Source organism: Rhizobium sp. S163 (assembly GCF_030380805.1).
In the GTDB taxonomy this organism is placed as follows: Bacteria; Pseudomonadota; Alphaproteobacteria; order Rhizobiales; family Rhizobiaceae; genus Rhizobium.
This window is the reverse complement of sequence record NZ_JAUDSA010000012.1, coordinates 515,840-532,108: the sequence shown is the minus strand read 5'-3', so window position 1 is coordinate 532,108 and position 16,269 is coordinate 515,840. Positions and strand designations below refer to the sequence as shown.

Annotated in this window: 11 protein-coding genes; 4 read left to right on the top strand and 7 right to left on the bottom strand. The window is 62.1% G+C overall.

Features of this window, described 5'->3' with window-relative positions:
- Nucleotides 1-21: 21 nt before the first annotated feature.
- Both QTL96_RS12155 and QTL96_RS12150 read right to left on the bottom strand, forming a co-directional pair.
- Nucleotides 22-918 (bottom strand): ROK family protein, encoded by an 897-nt coding sequence (locus QTL96_RS12155; protein WP_113008931.1) that lies wholly within the window; start codon nucleotides 916-918, stop codon nucleotides 22-24.
- Nucleotides 919-968: 50 nt separating this feature from the next.
- Complete coding sequence (locus QTL96_RS12150) at nucleotides 969-2,195, bottom strand: ROK family transcriptional regulator (protein ID WP_289727898.1); 1,227 nt, start codon at nucleotides 2,193-2,195, stop codon at nucleotides 969-971.
- 378 nt (nucleotides 2,196-2,573) lie between these two features.
- Between QTL96_RS12150 and QTL96_RS12145 the strand changes: the two genes are divergently transcribed.
- The 4 genes from QTL96_RS12145 to QTL96_RS12130 all read left to right on the top strand — a co-directional run bounded on the left by QTL96_RS12145 (nucleotide 2,574) and on the right by QTL96_RS12130 (nucleotide 6,450).
- Nucleotides 2,574-3,596 (top strand): substrate-binding domain-containing protein, encoded by a 1,023-nt coding sequence (locus QTL96_RS12145; protein ID WP_113008933.1) that lies wholly within the window; start codon nucleotides 2,574-2,576, stop codon nucleotides 3,594-3,596.
- Nucleotides 3,597-3,734: 138 nt separating this feature from the next.
- Complete coding sequence (locus QTL96_RS12140) at nucleotides 3,735-4,811, top strand: ABC transporter permease (RefSeq protein WP_112943489.1); 1,077 nt, start codon at nucleotides 3,735-3,737, stop codon at nucleotides 4,809-4,811.
- Complete coding sequence (locus QTL96_RS12135; protein WP_112943488.1) at nucleotides 4,808-5,587, top strand: ATP-binding cassette domain-containing protein; 780 nt, start codon at nucleotides 4,808-4,810, stop codon at nucleotides 5,585-5,587. Before QTL96_RS12140 ends, QTL96_RS12135 begins: the two co-directional genes overlap by 4 nt.
- A 23-nt stretch (nucleotides 5,588-5,610) precedes the next feature.
- A complete protein-coding gene (locus tag QTL96_RS12130) occupies nucleotides 5,611-6,450 on the top strand; it encodes a sugar phosphate isomerase/epimerase family protein (protein ID WP_162726862.1) in 840 nt (279 codons plus the stop codon).
- A 64-nt stretch (nucleotides 6,451-6,514) separates the two neighbouring features.
- Here the strand turns inward: QTL96_RS12130 and QTL96_RS12125 are convergent, their stop codons facing one another.
- From QTL96_RS12125 to nadA, 5 genes are all read right to left on the bottom strand, one after another.
- Nucleotides 6,515-10,513, bottom strand: a complete 3,999-nt coding sequence (locus QTL96_RS12125) for a PAS domain S-box protein (RefSeq protein ID WP_289727840.1) — start codon at nucleotides 10,511-10,513, stop codon at nucleotides 6,515-6,517.
- Between the two features lie 123 nt (nucleotides 10,514-10,636).
- Complete coding sequence (gene scpA, locus QTL96_RS12120) at nucleotides 10,637-12,790, bottom strand: methylmalonyl-CoA mutase (RefSeq protein ID WP_289727839.1); 2,154 nt, start codon at nucleotides 12,788-12,790, stop codon at nucleotides 10,637-10,639.
- A gap of 111 nt (nucleotides 12,791-12,901) precedes the next feature.
- The gene (gene nadC, locus QTL96_RS12115; protein ID WP_289727838.1) at nucleotides 12,902-13,753 is read right to left on the bottom strand and encodes a carboxylating nicotinate-nucleotide diphosphorylase; all 852 of its coding nucleotides are present in this window, start codon (nucleotides 13,751-13,753) and stop codon (nucleotides 12,902-12,904) included.
- Between the two features lies 1 nt (nucleotide 13,754).
- Nucleotides 13,755-15,293, bottom strand: coding sequence for an L-aspartate oxidase (locus QTL96_RS12110; RefSeq protein ID WP_289727837.1), 1,539 nt, complete (start codon nucleotides 15,291-15,293; stop codon nucleotides 13,755-13,757).
- Nucleotides 15,290-16,261, bottom strand: coding sequence for a quinolinate synthase NadA (gene nadA / locus QTL96_RS12105; RefSeq protein ID WP_113168301.1), 972 nt, complete (start codon nucleotides 16,259-16,261; stop codon nucleotides 15,290-15,292). Before nadA ends, QTL96_RS12110 begins: the two co-directional genes overlap by 4 nt.
- Nucleotides 16,262-16,269: the final 8 nt, after the last annotated feature.

The window sequence follows — 16,269 nt, the reverse complement described above, 5'->3', positions numbered from 1 at the left end:
GTCCTTTAAGGGGCGGCGAAATCAGTCTTTCCAAAGCCATGCGGCGCCGCGAACCCCGCTGGAATCGCCATGCACGGCCTTGCGGATCGGCGTGTTGAATACGGTGGAGAAGGTTCGTTTCGCAAGCGCCGGCGGCAGGTCGATGTAGAGTTCCTCGACATTCGACATCCCGCCGCCCATCACCAGAATATCCGGGTCGAGTGTGTTGACGACGGTCGCCAGGCCTCTTGCGACGCGATCGACATAGCGATCCCACAAAAGCCCGCAAAGACGATCGCCATTGCGCTTCTTTTCGATGATCTCACGCGCTTTCAGCTCTTCATTCGTGTGCCGGGTGTATTCGGCCTCAAAAGCGCGCCCGGCGACCCAGGTCTCCATGCAGCCATGACGACCGCAATAGCAGGGACGGCCGGGGATTTCGGTGGTATCGGGGAACGGCAGGGGGTTATGACCCCATTCCCCGCCGCTGTTGTTGGGTCCGTGATGCGCCTTGCCGCCGACAGCGATGCCCGCGCCGGCGCCGGAGCCAAGGATAACGGCGAACACGACATTGTGCCCGACGCCGGCGCCATCCACCGCTTCTGAAGCGGCGAAACAATCGGCGTCATTTTCCACCCGGATATCGCGCTGGATGGCGTCGTGCAGGTCTTTTTCGACCGGCCGCCCGAGCAGCCAGGTGGAGCTTGCGCCCTTACCCAGCCGGCTGACCGGTTCGAGCGAACCGGGAATGCCGATGCCGAGCGAGCCTTTCTGTCCTGTCTTTGCTTCTAGTGCATCGATCATCGATTTGATCATCGCGATGCAGCCGAAATAGTCGTGGCGAGGCGTATTCTCGCGCAGCCGCAGCAGCTCCTCACCCTGATGCGTCATGGCCACACCTTCGATCTTGGTGCCACCCCAGTCTATTCCTATAAGCACGATTTTCCTCCCGGGCTCCTTGGGAAAGCCCTATTGCGTAGTGATATCGATTACGATGCGGCCGAGCTGAAGAGCACGTCGCGGTCGCGTGCGTAGTCCGCCAGAAGCGGAAGGCTGGCTGCCCCGAGCACGCGGGCGTCACTGCCTATCTTGCCTTCGACAACTTCCACCGGTGCAACGCCCTGCATTTCCAGACGCTCGAGTTTCTCCCTGGTCTTCTCGACGACGACGGATCGGACATGCGGCGGGAAGCCGCCGTCGATGACGACGTGATGGAAATCGATGACCGAGATGAACGATCCGATCGCCAGCGCGAGACTGTCCGTGGTCTGTTCGATCCAGCGGTCGAGCACTTCTCCGATATGCGCCCAGTTGTCCGATTTGTGCCAGATGAGGCTCGGATCTCCGCCCTCGGCGACGATCATTCGCTCCAAGAGATAGATCGACGCGCACTGGATGAGGCGCTTGGGCTGGCCGCCCGGCGTCATCGAGGGGACGGGCGCCGAGCCGATAGAGCCTGCATAGCCGCGCCGCCCCGGATACAGCGATCCGTCAAGCACGACGCCGCCGCCGATCAGCGTGGCGAAGAAGATATAGAGGAAGTCCGGATATTTGCGGCCCTCGCCGAAGGCGAGTTCGGCGGCGCAGGCGGCGGTGGCATCGTTATAGGAATGAACAGGGAGAGCGAACATCTGTTCCAGTTCGGCTTTCAGGTCGAACTGCTTCCAGGATTCGACCACCTCATGCGGCGCGCCGACCTCTTCCTCCCAGCTCCACATTTCCGACGGAGCGGCAATGCCGATCCCGCGCATGCGGGAAAATTGCAGCCGCGTCATGTTGTCGATAATCTCGTTGACGCCTTGTTTCAGGAAGGCAAGCAGGAGGCTCGGCGTCGGATAGCGGTATGTCGTGCTGATGAAGCGGCGCACGGCGCCCGACAGGTCCATCAGCACCAGTTCGGCGGTGCGGCGCCCGAGCTTCAGGCCAATTGAGAAGGCACCCTCGGGATTGAGCGACATGGGCACGGACGGCTGGCCGACCTTGCCGCGCTGCGGCGTGCCCTTGATCAGCAGGCCCTCACCCTCAAGCTGTTTCATGATCACGGAACTTGCCTGCGTGGAAAGCCCCGTCAGCCGCGAGATCTCGACTTTCGACAGCGAACCATGCGCACGCACCAGCGACAGCACCAGCCGCTCGTTATAGAGCTTGATCCCGGTCTGATTGGTGCCGCGGCTTGGATCGCCCAGGCTTGGCTGACCTTGATCGGCCCGTTCCATTTCAAGCAAGCTCGTCCCCTCCACCAAGACACGCCCTCATTCTAGCGCAGCCATAGCAAAGCGCCGATCGCGCTGCTGGGCAAGTGCTCATCGATGTCTGCACTATCGAAAAGAAACGTACAATCGTCAATAGATAAATCATACCGGATGATTTTTTATCGATGTGAACCTGGAGAAGCATGCTGCCTGCGCGCCGTAAATTGCCGAAAAGCGAGCATTTTGTTGATGTATCTACGTCATTAATAAATCATACCGGCTTATCTATTGACAGATGTTTCCTTTGGTGTTTGCTTATGAAGGTCGGCGGTGAGGAGCCAATGACACCAGACATTCACGGGTTGAGAGAGCCAACGGCCTTTTGGGCATAGGGAGGAACACATGCGAAATCTTATTGCTGGCGCGGTCTCGGGAATTGCGATTACCCTAGCCTTGAGCGCTCCGGCGCATGCGGAAGACATTACTGCGTGCCTGGTCACCAAGACGGAGGTCAATCCGTTCTTCGTAAAGATGAAGGAAGGCGCGTCCGCCAAGGCGAAGGAACTGGGCATCACGTTGCTCACTTTCGCGGGCAAGCAGGACGGCGACGCTGATACGCAGATTGCCGCGATCGAATCCTGCATCGGCAGCGGCGCCAAGGGAATTCTGTTGACGCCGAACGATTCCAGCGCCCTGGTGCCCGTCATCGCCGAGGCCCGCAAGGCCGGCTTGCTGACGATCGCGCTCGACACGCCGCTCGATCCTGCCAATGCCGCTGACGCAACCTTTGCGACCGACAACTTCAAGGCCGGCGAACTCGTTGGCAAGTGGGCCGCCGGTACCCTTGGTGACAAGAGCAAAGATGCGAAGATCGCGCTTCTCAACCTCAATGCCCAGCAGATCACCGTCGACTACATGCGCAACCAGGGCTTCCTCACCGGCTTCGGTGTCGACGTGAAGAACCCGCAGCGTATCGGCGACGAAGACGACAAGCGCATCATCGGCAATGCTGTCACAAACGCCAACGAAGATGGTGGGCGCACCGGTATGGAAAGCCTGCTGCAGGTCGATCCCGAGATCAACCTCGTCTACACGATCAACGAACCGACTGCTGCCGGCGCATTCGAGGCGATCAAGGCTGCCGGTCGCAAGGACAAAGTCACCGTGGTGTCGATCGATGGCGGATGCCCCGGCGTCCAGAACGTCAAGGCCGGCGTGATCGGCGCCACCTCGATGCAGTTCCCACTGATGATGGCGTCGATGGGCATCGAGGCGATCAAGGCCTTTGCCGACAGCGGCAAGAAGCCGGAGCCGACCCCCGGTCTCGATTTCTTCAATACCGGCGTCGAGCTGGTGACCGACCATCCGGTCGAAGGCCTGAAGTCGATGACTTCGGACGAAGCCTTGAAGAAGTGCTGGGGCTGATCCTGCCGCGCTAAGCCAACCCCTGACACGGTCCTCCCAAGGACGAAGCAGGGATGCGCGTGACGGCGCGCATCCCGATGCCACCGCCGTGCCCGCGCGCAAACGCCTTACGGCGCTCCCAGGAATAAGGGATTATCAATGACCAACACCGAAGGACAAGTGCCGCATGCCGACGGCATTGAAGCCAAGAGCGCCGGAGATGCCTACGCCAGGTTCGACGTGGACGATATCGGCATCATCGGCAAAGTGCAGCGCTTCCTGCACGCCTACCCGACCATCATCCCTCTGATCGTGCTGATCCTGTCGCTGATCGGCTTCGGCCTGTTTGCCGGAAGCAAATTCTTCTCGCCCTACAACATGTCGCTGATCGTCCAGCAGGTATCGATCATCGGTGTATTGGCGGTGGCCCAGAGCCTCGTCATCCTGACGGCCGGTATCGACCTTTCGGTTGCCGCAACCCTTGTCCTGAGCTCGGTGATCGCGGGCAATCTCGCCGTAAAGCTCGGCTGGCCGACACCTGCAGCACTCCTTGTCGCGTTTGCCGTCGGCACCGGGATCGGGCTCTTCAACGGCTTTCTCGTCACCAAGATCAAGCTGCCGCCCTTCATCGCGACGCTCGGCACCTGGAACGTCTTTTACGCGCTGAACCTTTATTTCTCGGGTGCGCAATCGATCCGCGGCAGCGAGATCGATGCCGCAGCGCCGACGCTGAAATTCTTCGGCGAGAACTTCTCCGTCTTCGGCACCGAGGTCAGCTACGGCTCCATTCTCTTCGTTATCGTCTTCCTCGTGCTCTGGTATGCCCTGACGCGAACCGCCTGGGGCCGTCATATCTATGCTGTCGGCGATGACCGGGAAGCCGCAGAACTCGCGGGCATTCGGACCGACCGGGTCCTGATCTCGGTCTATGCGGTGGCCGGCCTGATCTGCGCGCTCGCCGGCTGGTCCGCGATCGGCCGTGTCGGGGCCGTCTCCCCCACCAGCTTCTTCGAAGGCAATCTCCAGTCCATCACGGCTGTCGTCATCGGAGGCATCTCGCTGTTCGGTGGAAGAGGTTCCATCCTCGGGCCGCTGATCGGCGCACTGATCGTCGGCGTATTCCAATCAGGCCTGCGCATCGCCGGCGTCGATGTGCTCTGGCAGCTCTTTGCCATCGGCTGGCTCATTCTCATTGCGGTCGCGATCGACCAGTGGATCAGAAAGGTATCTGCATGATCGAGATGTCAAAACCCGTTCTGCAGGCCAAGGGCCTTGTCAAGAAATACGGTCGCGTCGTGGCCATCGATCATGCCGATTTCGATCTGATGCCGGGAGAGATCCTGGGGGTCATCGGTGACAACGGCGCCGGCAAGTCGAGCCTGATCAAGGCTCTGTCGGGCGCGGTGCGGCCCGATGCCGGCGAGATATTGCTTGATGGCGCGCCCATCACCTTCGGTTCGCCGATTGAGGCGAGGAAGGCCGGGATCGAGACTGTCTACCAGACGCTGGCGCTTTCTCCGGCGCTGTCGATCAGCGACAATCTCTTTCTCGGCCGCGAGATCTACAGCAACAACATCCTCGGCCGGCTCCTGCGTCAGCTGGACCGGCCAGCCATGGACCGCATTGCTCGCGAAAAACTCTCAGACCTCGGCCTGCTCACCATCCAGAATATCCAGCAAGCGGTGGAAACGCTGTCGGGTGGCCAGCGCCAGGGAGTGGCCGTTGCCCGCGCTGCCGCCTTCGGCAGCAAGGTGATCATCATGGACGAGCCGACGGCGGCGCTCGGCGTGAAGGAGTCGCGCAAGGTGCTCGACCTCATTCTCAAGGTTCGCGCGCGCGGCGTACCGATCGTCCTGATCAGCCACAACATGCCGCATGTGTTCGAGGTGGCCGATCGGATCCACATCCACCGCCTGGGCCGCCGCGCAGCGATCATCAAGCCGTCGGACTATTCGATGTCGGACGCGGTCGCGATCATGACCGGTGCGATGGCGCCACCACTGGCGGCCTGAGGCAGGCGCGTAAGGAACCCATGATGAAATTAGCATTCAACACCTTCCCCTTCAGCAGCTTTCCAACCTTTCTTCCGACCTACTCGCTGCCCAATACGATCCGCACCCTTGCCGGCATCGGCTATGATGCGGTGGAGATCGGCTGCTGCGCACCCCACGCCTGGCCGGCGCATCTGTCCAAGACGCGCCGGGCGGAGATCCGGGCATTGGCCGACGGCGAGGGCATCGCGATCAGCAGCCTTCTGCCCGCCATCGGCGGCGGCTTTGGCTGCAATCCCTGCTCAATCCTGCATGCCGAGCGGCTGTCCACGATCGGCCACTACACCGATATCGTCGATCTCGCGCACGATCTCGGCGCCGGGATGGTGCTCTTCATCGGCGGCTGGCGGGCCGAAGAGATGTCGCGCGAACAGGCCTGGGCGCATAGCCTGGATTGCCTGCGCAAGGTGGCCGCCCATGCCGCCGAACGCGGCATCACCATCGCTATTGAGCCGACGACGGCGGATACCAATCTCATCGACACGGCCGCCGATGCACGGCGGATGATGGTCGAGGCGGAATGCGCCAATGTCGGCCTGATGTTCGACACTTGCCATATCGCCTATGAGGGCCGTCCGCTGTCGTCCTATGTGACCGACATGGGCCCCAATCTGGTTCACCTGCATGCTGCCGATACCGACCGCAAGGCGATCGGCAAGGGCAATATGGATTGGGATGACCTTCTTGGCGCGCTGGTGTCCGCGGATTACCAGGGCTACTTCACCGTGGAGACAGGCTTCGGCTCCCGCGACGTCGATCCCATCGACGTCGCTAAAACGAGCCGCTCGTTCGTTCGAGACCGGCTTGCTGCCATCGGTGCTTGAGACTATGCCGATACCGCGGTTCACGTGCTCCGCGGCATCGAAGCCTTGAAGTTTGTCGCGGCGTTCACTCCGTTCGCCCGACAGCGTCCAACGCATTCTTCAGCTCATTCAGCCCATGTGGCTTGAGCAGCAGGACCGTCCTGGAACTGTCGTCCATCTCGGGCTTCTTCTCCGAACCCGTCGCAAAGACGATGCCGATCTCAGGCCAGCGCTTACGCACCTCGCGACAGAAATCGTCTCCGGACATGCCTGGAAGACCGAGATCAGTCACCAGCACATCGATCGGCTCGCTTCCAAAGAGCGGAAGTGCCTCCTCGGCGGATTCGGCCTCAAGCACCTCGTGACCGAGTTCAGCCAGCATGTCGGCGGTCGCCATCCGAATCAGCGCGTTGTCCTCGACCAGGAGGACCCGGAGTGTCTTTGATACCGCCGGCGATATGGGCGCGGCTATGGCTGCGATGGACGTGTCTTTTCTGCGCTCGACGTTCTTCTGCGTTTCGTCGATGACATGCCGGATCTTGCGGGCGAGCGCCTCGCGCGTGTAAGGCTTCGACAAAAGCTGCACGCCGGGATCGAGCCGGCCACCGTGAACGATCGAGTTTTCTGTGTAGCCCGAGGTGAAGAGCACGGCGAGGCTAGGTAACCGCTCCTTCGCCTTCTTCGCCATCTCGCTGCTTTTCAGCGGTCCTGGCATGACGACATCGGTGAAGAGCATGTCGATGTGGATACCGCTTTCGATGACCGAAAGAGCGGCCGCCGCATCGCCTGCCTTCAGAACCCGGTAGCCGAGTTCCTGCAGCATTTCGACCACGGTGGTGCGCACGCCCTCATCATCCTCGGCGACGAGAATGGTCTCAGGTCCGCCTTCGACAGGAGCATGCGGATCGATGACCTGCAGGTCTTCCTGTTGTAGCGAACGCGGCAGATACATCTTCACCGTCGTTCCGTGTCCGACCTCGCTGTAAATCTTCACATGTCCGCCCGACTGGCGAACGAAACCATAGACCATGGAGAGGCCGAGACCTGTGCCCTTCCCCTCCGGCTTCGTCGAGTAGAACGGCTCGAACACCTTATCCAAGAGGTCGGGAGAGATACCCGCGCCGGTGTCGGTCACCGAGATCGACACGTACTGGCCGGGCACGACATCCTGGTGCTGCCTTGCATAGGCGTCGTCGACATAGGCGTTGCCGGCCTCGATCGTCAGATTGCCGAAGCCCTCCATCGCGTCGCGGGCATTGATCGCGAGATTAAGCAGCGCGTTTTCGATCTGCATCGGGTCGACCAGCGTGTTCCACAAGCCGCCCGAGACAACCGTCTCCACCTCGACGCCTTCGCCGATCGTGCGCCGGATCATCTCGTCCATGCCGCGGATCAACCGGCCGGCATTGACGACGCGGGGATCGAGCGCCTGTCTGCGGCCGAAGGCGAGGAGCTGGGCCGCAAGCTTGGCGCCGCGTTCCACGCCGGCCAGCGCGTTGGTGATCTTGCGCTGCGCCTTGTCGTTGCCGATAACGTCGCGCGACAGCAGTTGGAGATTGCCCGCCACCACTTGCAACAAATTGTTGAAGTCATGCGCGACGCCGCCGGTCAAATTGCCGATGGCCTCCATCTTCTGGGCCTGCTGTAGGGCAAGCTCGGTGTTGCGGAGCGCGATAGCCGCCTCGCGCTCTTCCGTCACGTCGCGGCCGACCGCATGGATTGACGCGTCATAGGGAACCGCGGTCCAGGAAATGGTGCGGTAGCTTTTATCTTTAGCCTGGTAACGATTTTCGAAGGAGAAGGTCGTCGCGCCCTCGCTGAGCTTGCCGATTTCGGTAAGTGTAGTGGCGATATCCTCGGGATGGATGAAATCGAGGAACGACCGGTTGATGAGCTCGCTTTCCTCCCAGTCGAAGACCGTCTTCCATGCCGGATTGACAGCCGTTATCTTGGCCTCGAAGTCGGCGACCAGCATGATATCTGTCGACAGCCGCCACATCCGGTCGCGATCGGCGGTGCGCTCGGCAACGCGCTGCTCGAGCGTTTCGTTCAGGGCCTCAAGCTTCGCGCGCGTCTCGCGCTGGTCCTCGATATCGGTATTGGTGCCGATCCAGCGGAAAACGCGGCCATCCTCGTCGCGCGACGGCACCGCGCGTGCGATGTGCCATCGATAGGAACCATCGGCGCGCCTCAGCCTGAGGTCGGTTTCATAGGCCTCACCCGACGACAAGGCGGACCGCCAGCGGTCAGCCATGGCGGTGAAATCGTCGGGGTGGACGATCTTGGTCCAGGCGCCACCGTCGAGTTCGCCCGGTGCCGCACCGGCATATTCATAGACGCGCTCGTTGAACCAATCGAGCTGGCCATCGGGCCGCGCGGTCCAGACGTGATTGGGGATCGCCTGGGCGAGCGCGCGGAAGCGGGCCTCGCTTTCTCTCAGTTCGCGTTGCGCCTTGCGCCGGTCGGTCACGTCCTGGACGACGCCGACGAAGCGCAGTGGCTTGCCGCTGGCGTCGCGCTCGAACTCTCCCTTGCGGGCGATGACGCGCTTCTGGCCATTGTCGGCGCGGCGGATGCGGTACTCGACGTTCAAGGGCGAGGCGCCCTCCGCCCGCGTCCTGCCATTGGAGCTGATCTCGCGGTCTTCCTCGACAATCAGGCCTTCCAGCGTTTCGATGCGGACATCGCCGGCATCTTCATATCCGTAGATCTTGCAGAATTCCGGCGTGGCGTTGAGGATATTGGTTTCGAGATCGAGCGAAAAAACGCCGACGCCACCGGCCTCCTGCGCCCGGCGCAGCCGCGCTTCGGCTTCGCTAAGCGCCTGCGCCGTCAGATGCTCCTCCGTGCGGTCACGCAGAACTTTCACCAAACCGACGGGCGTTCCGTCCTCGTCGCGGATGGGGCGGATTTCTCCGTTGGCCCAAAAACGTTCGCCGGATTTGCGAAGATGCCACCGGTCGTGATGGGCGTTGCCTTGCCTCAGTGCCGCCGCCATCGCCTCGCTCGCCTTGTCGGCCGCGCGATCCTCGGGCGTGAAGAGCAGTTGCCAATGCTTGCCGGCGACCTCGTCTTCGGTCCATCCGAAGATGCGGCGTGCGCCCTCGTTCCAGCGCAGGATGATCCCATCCAGATCGAGAGCGAGAATGGCGTAGTCGATGGCCCCGTCCATGATCTGACGGCTCTGCCGCTCGGCTGCCCGAAGCCCCTCCTCCGCCGCGACGCGGTCGGTGACATCGGACCCTTGCACGAAAACGCCGACGATGCTGCCATCCGGTTCCGTTACCGGTTGATAGACGAGGTCGACATATTTGCGTTCGACCGGATCATCGGAGGAGACCTGCAGATCGACCGGCAGCGCCCGCCCCTCATAGGCGACGCCCGACGTATAGACCTGATCGAGTAGTTCGTAATAGCCCTGTCCGTGCAGCTCCGGCAGCGCATCGCGCACCGACATGCCGATAACATTACGCCCGCCGACAAGCTGGTTATAGGCCGCGTTAGTCAGCTCGAAGACATGGTGGGGGCCGTGCATCATCGCGACGAAGCCGGGCGCTTGCTCGAACATGCGCCGCAGCCGCTCCTGCTCGCCGTTGCGCCAGCGCTCGGCCGCCACCTTGGCGGTCGTCTCGACCACGATCGCGATCACCCCGCACGGACGGCCGTCCTCATCCATGACAGGCGAATAGTCGAGGTTCATGAAGACCTGTTCGGGCTTGCCTGTCCGGAAGAGCGTCAGCTCCTGATCCTGATAGGCGAGCGTCTTGCCGGCCAATCCCACCTTCATGACATTGTCGTTGAAGTCGGCGACCTCGGGCCAGCCCTCGCGCACCTTCGAGCCCAGAAGTTGCGGATGCCGGCCACCAGCAAAGACCGAATAGGCATCATTATAGATCATGACGCCGTCTTCGCCCCAGAGCGTTACGATCGGCACCGGCGACTGCAGAATGGTCGAGGTCGTGACCTTCACGGCGTTCGGCCAAAGCGAAGGTGGACCGAGAGAGGTCTTCACCCAGTTGAAGCCGCGGATAAGCCGGGCGAGCTCGCCGTCATGGGCGAGAAAATCAAATTCATCAGGTTTCATGGACGTCGACCGGTTGCTCCCGCCAGTTATGTAGCGGAAACATCGACTTGGGGAAGTGGGGCGGAGCGCAAGCCAGCGCTTTATATTAGCGGCCGAACTGGGGAGACCGGTTAGACGACCAACTCACTGGTTGCGGCGCTTGCCTTCAAGGAGGTCGAGCACGGAATTGGCGGCGTCCATGATGTTGGTTCCGGGGCCGAACACCGCCGCCACGCCATGCTCGGTCAGAAAGGCATAGTCCTGTCGGGGGATGACCCCGCCGACCACGACGATGATGTGCTCGGCGCCCTTCGTCTTCAGCGTATCGATCAGCTGCGGCGCCAGCGTCTTGTGGCCGGCGGCCAGCGACGACATGCCAACCACATGCACCTTGCTTGCAATCGCGAGATTCGCGGCTTCCTCCGGCGTTTGGAACAGCGGCCCCGCCAAGACATCGAAGCCGATATCCCCAAACGCTGAGGCGATGACTTTGGCGCCGCGATCGTGTCCATCCTGTCCGAGCTTCGCGACCATGATTTTCGGCGCTCCACCCAGTGCTTCGGAAATCGCTGTCATCCGCGTCCGCAACTGCTGCAGCTCCGGCTCATCGCTATAGGCATTGCCATAGACGTTTTTCACGACCTCGGGCTCCGCCGTGTGATCGCCGAAAACGCTGCGCATCGCATCCGAGATCTCACCGACGCTGGCGCGCGCCCGCGCCGCTTCCACCGCAGCCTCCAGCAGATTTCCCTTCCCGCTCTCAGCGACCTCGCGCAGCCGCTTCAGCGTTTCCGCCACCTTGGCTGGGTCGCGGCGACGCCGCGTCTCTTCCAGACGCTTGATCTGCGAGGCCCGCACGGCGCTGTTGTCGATATCGAGAATGTCGATCGGTTCTTCGTTTTCCAGCCGGTACTTGTTGACGCCGACGATGATCTCGTCGCCCTTGTCGACCGCCGCCTGCCGCCGCGTTGCGGCTTCCTCGATCAGCCGCTTCGGCAGCCCGTCGTTCACAGCCTTCGTCATGCCGCCGAGCGCTTCGACCTCGTCGATCAGCGCCCAGGCCTTTTCGGCAAGCTCGTTCGTCAAGCTTTCGACATAGTAGGATCCGGCCAACGGATCAACCACCTTGGTCACGCCCGTCTCGTCCTGGAGGATCAGCTGGGTGTTGCGGGCGATGCGCGACGAGAATTCGGTGGGCAGCGCGATCGCCTCGTCGAAGGAATTGGTGTGCAGCGATTGCGTGCCGCCGAGCACCGCCGACATCGCCTCGAAGGCGGTGCGAATGATGTTATTATAGGGGTCCTGCTCCTGCAGCGACACGCCCGATGTTTGGCAGTGCGTGCGCAGCATCAGCGACGACGCCTTCTTCGGCGTGAACTCTTCCATGATCCGAGTCCAAAGCAGACGCGCGGCGCGCAGCTTGGCGGCCTCCATGAAGAAGTTCATGCCGATCGCGAAGAAGAAGGACAGGCGGCCGGCGAACTCGTCGACATCGAGCCCCTTTTTGATTGCTGCCCGCACATATTCGCGCCCGTCGGCCAGCGTGAAGGCAAGCTCCTGCACCAGCGTCGCGCCTGCTTCCTGCATGTGATAGCCGGAAATCGAGATGGAGTTGAAGCGCGGCATCTCCCTGGAGGTGTACTCGATGATATCGGCGACGATCCGCATCGAGGGCTCGGGCGGGTAGATGTAGGTGTTGCGGACCATGAACTCCTTGAGGATGTCGTTCTGGATGGTGCCGGAAAGGGCTGCCCGCGACACGCCCTGCTCCTCGCCTGAAACGATGAAATTCGCAAGGATCGGGATGACCGCGCCGTTCATCGTCATCGACACCGAGACCTTCTCCAGCGGAATGCCGTCGAAGAGGATCTTCATGTCCTCGACGCTGTCGATCGCGACACCCGCCTTGCCGACATCGCCCTCGACGCGCGGATGGTCGCTATCGTAGCCGCGATGCGTGGCGAGATCGAAGGCAACGGAGACGCCCTGCTGGCCTGATGCCAGCGCCTTGCGATAAAACGCGTTGGATGCCTCGGCGGTCGAGAAGCCGGCATATTGCCGGATCGTCCAGGGCCGGCCCGCATACATGGTGGCGCGCGGACCGCGGGTGAAGGGTGCGAAGCCAGGAAGCGAGTCCGGCTGCAAGACAGCGTCCAGATCGGCCTCTGTGTAGAGCGGCTTGACGTCTATTCCCTCGGGCGTCTTCCACACGAGCGTATCCGGCGAGGCGCGAAGCTCCTTTTCGGCAAGCGCCTGCCAATCCTCGAATGTCCTCTCCCCAAGCGTCTTCTTCGTCATCTCAAGCCTCCGCATTCTTCTTTTGCGGCAGGCTAGCATTTTATCCGCGCAGGATGCGAGCGCGATCACGCGATAATGTGGTGGTTGCTTGCGACCTCAAGCGCGCGAGGTTCAATCGCGGTAGTCGAGACCGATATCGAGGATCGGCGCGCTATGCGTGATCCAGCCGACCGAGATCAGATCGACCCCCGATCCCGCGATATCGCGTGCGGTTTGAGGCGTGATGCGTCCGGAGGCCTCCGTGATCGCACGCCCGGCCACGATGCCGACTGCTTCCCGCAGCTGATGCGGGTTCATATTGTCGAGCAGAACCGCATCCACCCCCTCGTCCATGACCTCCCGGAGCTGCTCCAGCGTGTCCACTTCTATCTCGATTTTCAGCATATGCCCTGCTGCAGCCTTGGCGCGGCGCAAGGCCTCGCGAACACTGCCAGCGACGACGATGTGGTTGTCCTTGATCAGCATCGCGTCATTTAACGCGAAGCGGTGGTTCATACCTCCGCCGGCGCGAACCGCGTATTTTTCGAGCGCCCTCAGTCCCGGCGTCGTCTTGCGGGTGCAAGCGACGGCCGCACCGCTTCCGACGACCGCTTCGACGATCGATCCCGTCACCGTTGCGATCCCTGAAAGATGGCTGAGGAAGTTGAGCGCTGTGCGCTCACCGGTCAATATCCCTCTGGACGGTCCGCTGATGGTGGCGATCACGTCACCGGGCCCGACCGGGGCTCCCTCGCGGATATGTCGGGAGACTGATATCGCGGGATCGACCAGCTCGAATGCAAGGGTGGCCGCATCCAATCCGGCGACAACGCCGGGCTGACGCGCTGCCATGACGACGGTCGACATATGATCTTCAGGAATGACCGCAGCAGAGGTGACGTCACCGGCCATCCCCAGATCTTCGGCAAGCGCTGTCCTGACCGCAGGTTCGATGACGAGACGTGGAAGGGATGTAACGTGCATTTCATGCACTCCTTGCAAAGTTTGATGGGCTTGCGGCACGGGCGATCTCCAATGCATGCTCAAGCGTTATCCGGCTACGCTGCGCAACCGGGTGCTTCAGCGGATAGTCGGTTCGCGCATGCGCCCCGCGCGATTCCGTGCGCAGGCTGGCGGAAACGGCGACCAACAAAGCCACGATTGCGGGATCACCCCCGAAGTCGTTGCCTTCAGCCATCGGCAACAGCTCCCCGATCGCCTGCTGGATGCCGGCCGCGTTACGCAGAACACCAAGGTTTCGGGAGACGATCGGGCGCACGGCCCTCGTTTCGGGCGCGCTTGGCATGGGCGGGGTTTTTCCGAGAGGAACCGCCGCCAGCTTCGATCTCATGTCATTGGCCGCGCGCATGCCCATGACAGCGGCTTCCAGCAGCGAATTGCTGGCGAGCCTGTTGGCGCCATGCAATCCGGTCGAGGCGGCTTCACCCGCGACCCAAAGACCAGGCACTGTGCTTCGCCCGGCCCGATCCGTCGCAACGCCGCCCATGTGGTAATGCGCGGCCGGGCGAACGGGGATCGGCTGCTCTGCGGGATCGATCCCAACCGAGCGGCAAGCGGCATGGATCGTCGGAAAGCGCAAGGGGAAGCGCGCGCCGATCGCGCGGCGCGCATCGAGAAAGACACGGCCGCCGCGGGCGATCTCGGCACTGATTGCACGCGCGACAACATCGCGCGGCGCAAGTTCGGCGCCGGGTACATACCTCATGAAACGCTCGCCGCGCTCGTTGATCAGTTCGGCCCCCTCGCCCCTCACCGCCTCGCTGATCAGGGCCAGCGGGCGCCGATTGCCGTCGAGTGCCGTCGGATGGAACTGGACGAATTCCATATCGGCGAGCACAGCACCCGCGCGGGCCGCGAGTGCAATCCCTTGGCCGAAGTTGCCGGCCGGATTGGTCGTCGCCTCGTAGAGGCCGCCAATGCCGCCGGTGGCAAGAAGAATGCGCGGCGACGGCAAGACCATCCCCCCACGAGAATTGGCGCAGAGCAGCCCGGAGAGAACGCCTTCAGTCGTCAGTATCCGCCGCGCCTCCACCCCTTCGATGACAGTGATTGCCGGATCGTCATGGACCGCCCTTGTGAGGGCAGCGATGATCGCGGCGCCCGATCCATCGCCGCCGGCATGCACGATGCGGCGGCGCGAATGGGCAGCCTCGAGGCCGAGCGCCAGGCTCCCATTGCCATCTTGATCGAAGGAGACGCCGAGGCGCTGTAGGGCGGCAATCACGGCCGGCGCCTCTGCTATGATTTCGGCGGCCGCAGTTGCATCGCAAAGGCCATCGCCGGCACCGAGGGTATCGGCCAGATGCAGGTCCACACTGTCGTCCGCACCGATGCATGCCGCAATGCCGCCTTGCGCCCATCCGCTCGAGCTCTCGGCGCCGAGATGTGCGCGGGTGACGAGCACGCAGGGTTCGGGAGAAAGCGTCAACGCCGCGATCAGCCCGGCAAGCCCGCTTCCGACAATAACCGGGCGATCCGCTAGGTTCTTGAGGATCTCGGTCATATCGCCAGCATCCTTTCGACAGCACGACGAGCCGCGACCGCGACATTGGCGTCGACGACGACTTCGTGCTGGTTTTCCTCGAGCGCGGTTCGAATGTTGCGCAAGGTGATGCGCTTCATGTGCGGGCAGAGATTGCAGGGGCGAATGAACTCGACATCGGGATGATGCACCGCGACGTTGTCGCTCATCGAGCACTCGGTCAGAAGCACGACGCGGGCGGGCTTCTTCTCTCCGACATAGTCGGACATGACCGCCGTCGAGCCTGCAAAGTCAGCTTCCGCCACGACATCGGGCGGGCATTCGGGATGGGCGAGCACGGTGACGCCGGGATGGTTCTCCCGAAGCTGGCGAACATCCTCGGCAGAGAACAGTTCATGCACTTCGCAGTGCCCGTGCCAGGCGATGATTTCAACGTTCGTTTCCTTGGCGACGTTGCGTGCCAAGTATTCGTCGGGGATCATCAGAACCCGGGGAACACCGAGCGCTTCCACGATCTGCTTGGCATTGCCCGATGTGCAGCAGATATCCGAGGCTGCCTTCACCGCCGCAGATGTGTTGACGTAGGTGATCACGGGAACACCGGGGTAAGCCTTGCGCAGCAGGGCGACGTCCTCGGGCGTGATGGAATCTGCCAGCGAACAGCCCGCCCCGGTGTCAGGGATCAACACTGTCTTCTTCGGGTTCAGCAGCTTGGCCGTCTCGGCCATGAAGTGCACACCCGCGAGCAGGATAACCTCGGCATCGACATCGATTGCCTTGCGTGCAAGCGCCAGACTGTCGCCGACGATATCCGCGACGCCGTGGAAGATTTCCGGCGTTTGATAGTTATGCGCGAGGATGACCGCGTTGCGTTTGCGCTTCAACTCCAGGATTGCCTCGACATCCTCTTCGAAGCTCATCCACTCCGCCTTAGGAATGACCCGGCTGACACGATTGTAAAGCGACGCGGCAGACACTGCGGTATTCATATCATCCT

Excerpts from the sequence above, each read along its gene's own strand:
- QTL96_RS12150 (WP_289727898.1), bottom strand. The coding sequence starts at position 2,195 with ATGGAACGGGCCGATCAAGGTCAGCCAAGCCTGGGCGATCCAAGCCGC.
- QTL96_RS12145 (WP_113008933.1), top strand. The coding sequence starts at position 2,574 with ATGCGAAATCTTATTGCTGGCGCGGTCTCGGGAATTGCGATTACCCTA.
- QTL96_RS12140 (WP_112943489.1), top strand. The coding sequence starts at position 3,735 with ATGACCAACACCGAAGGACAAGTGCCGCATGCCGACGGCATTGAAGCC.
- QTL96_RS12135 (WP_112943488.1), top strand. The coding sequence starts at position 4,808 with ATGATCGAGATGTCAAAACCCGTTCTGCAGGCCAAGGGCCTTGTCAAG.
- QTL96_RS12130 (WP_162726862.1), top strand. The coding sequence starts at position 5,611 with ATGAAATTAGCATTCAACACCTTCCCCTTCAGCAGCTTTCCAACCTTT.
- QTL96_RS12125 (WP_289727840.1), bottom strand. The coding sequence starts at position 10,513 with ATGAAACCTGATGAATTTGATTTTCTCGCCCATGACGGCGAGCTCGCC.
- scpA (WP_289727839.1), bottom strand. The coding sequence starts at position 12,790 with ATGACGAAGAAGACGCTTGGGGAGAGGACATTCGAGGATTGGCAGGCG.
- nadC (WP_289727838.1), bottom strand. The coding sequence starts at position 13,753 with ATGCACGTTACATCCCTTCCACGTCTCGTCATCGAACCTGCGGTCAGG.
- QTL96_RS12110 (WP_289727837.1), bottom strand. The coding sequence starts at position 15,293 with ATGACCGAGATCCTCAAGAACCTAGCGGATCGCCCGGTTATTGTCGGA.
- nadA (WP_113168301.1), bottom strand. The coding sequence starts at position 16,261 with ATGAATACCGCAGTGTCTGCCGCGTCGCTTTACAATCGTGTCAGCCGG.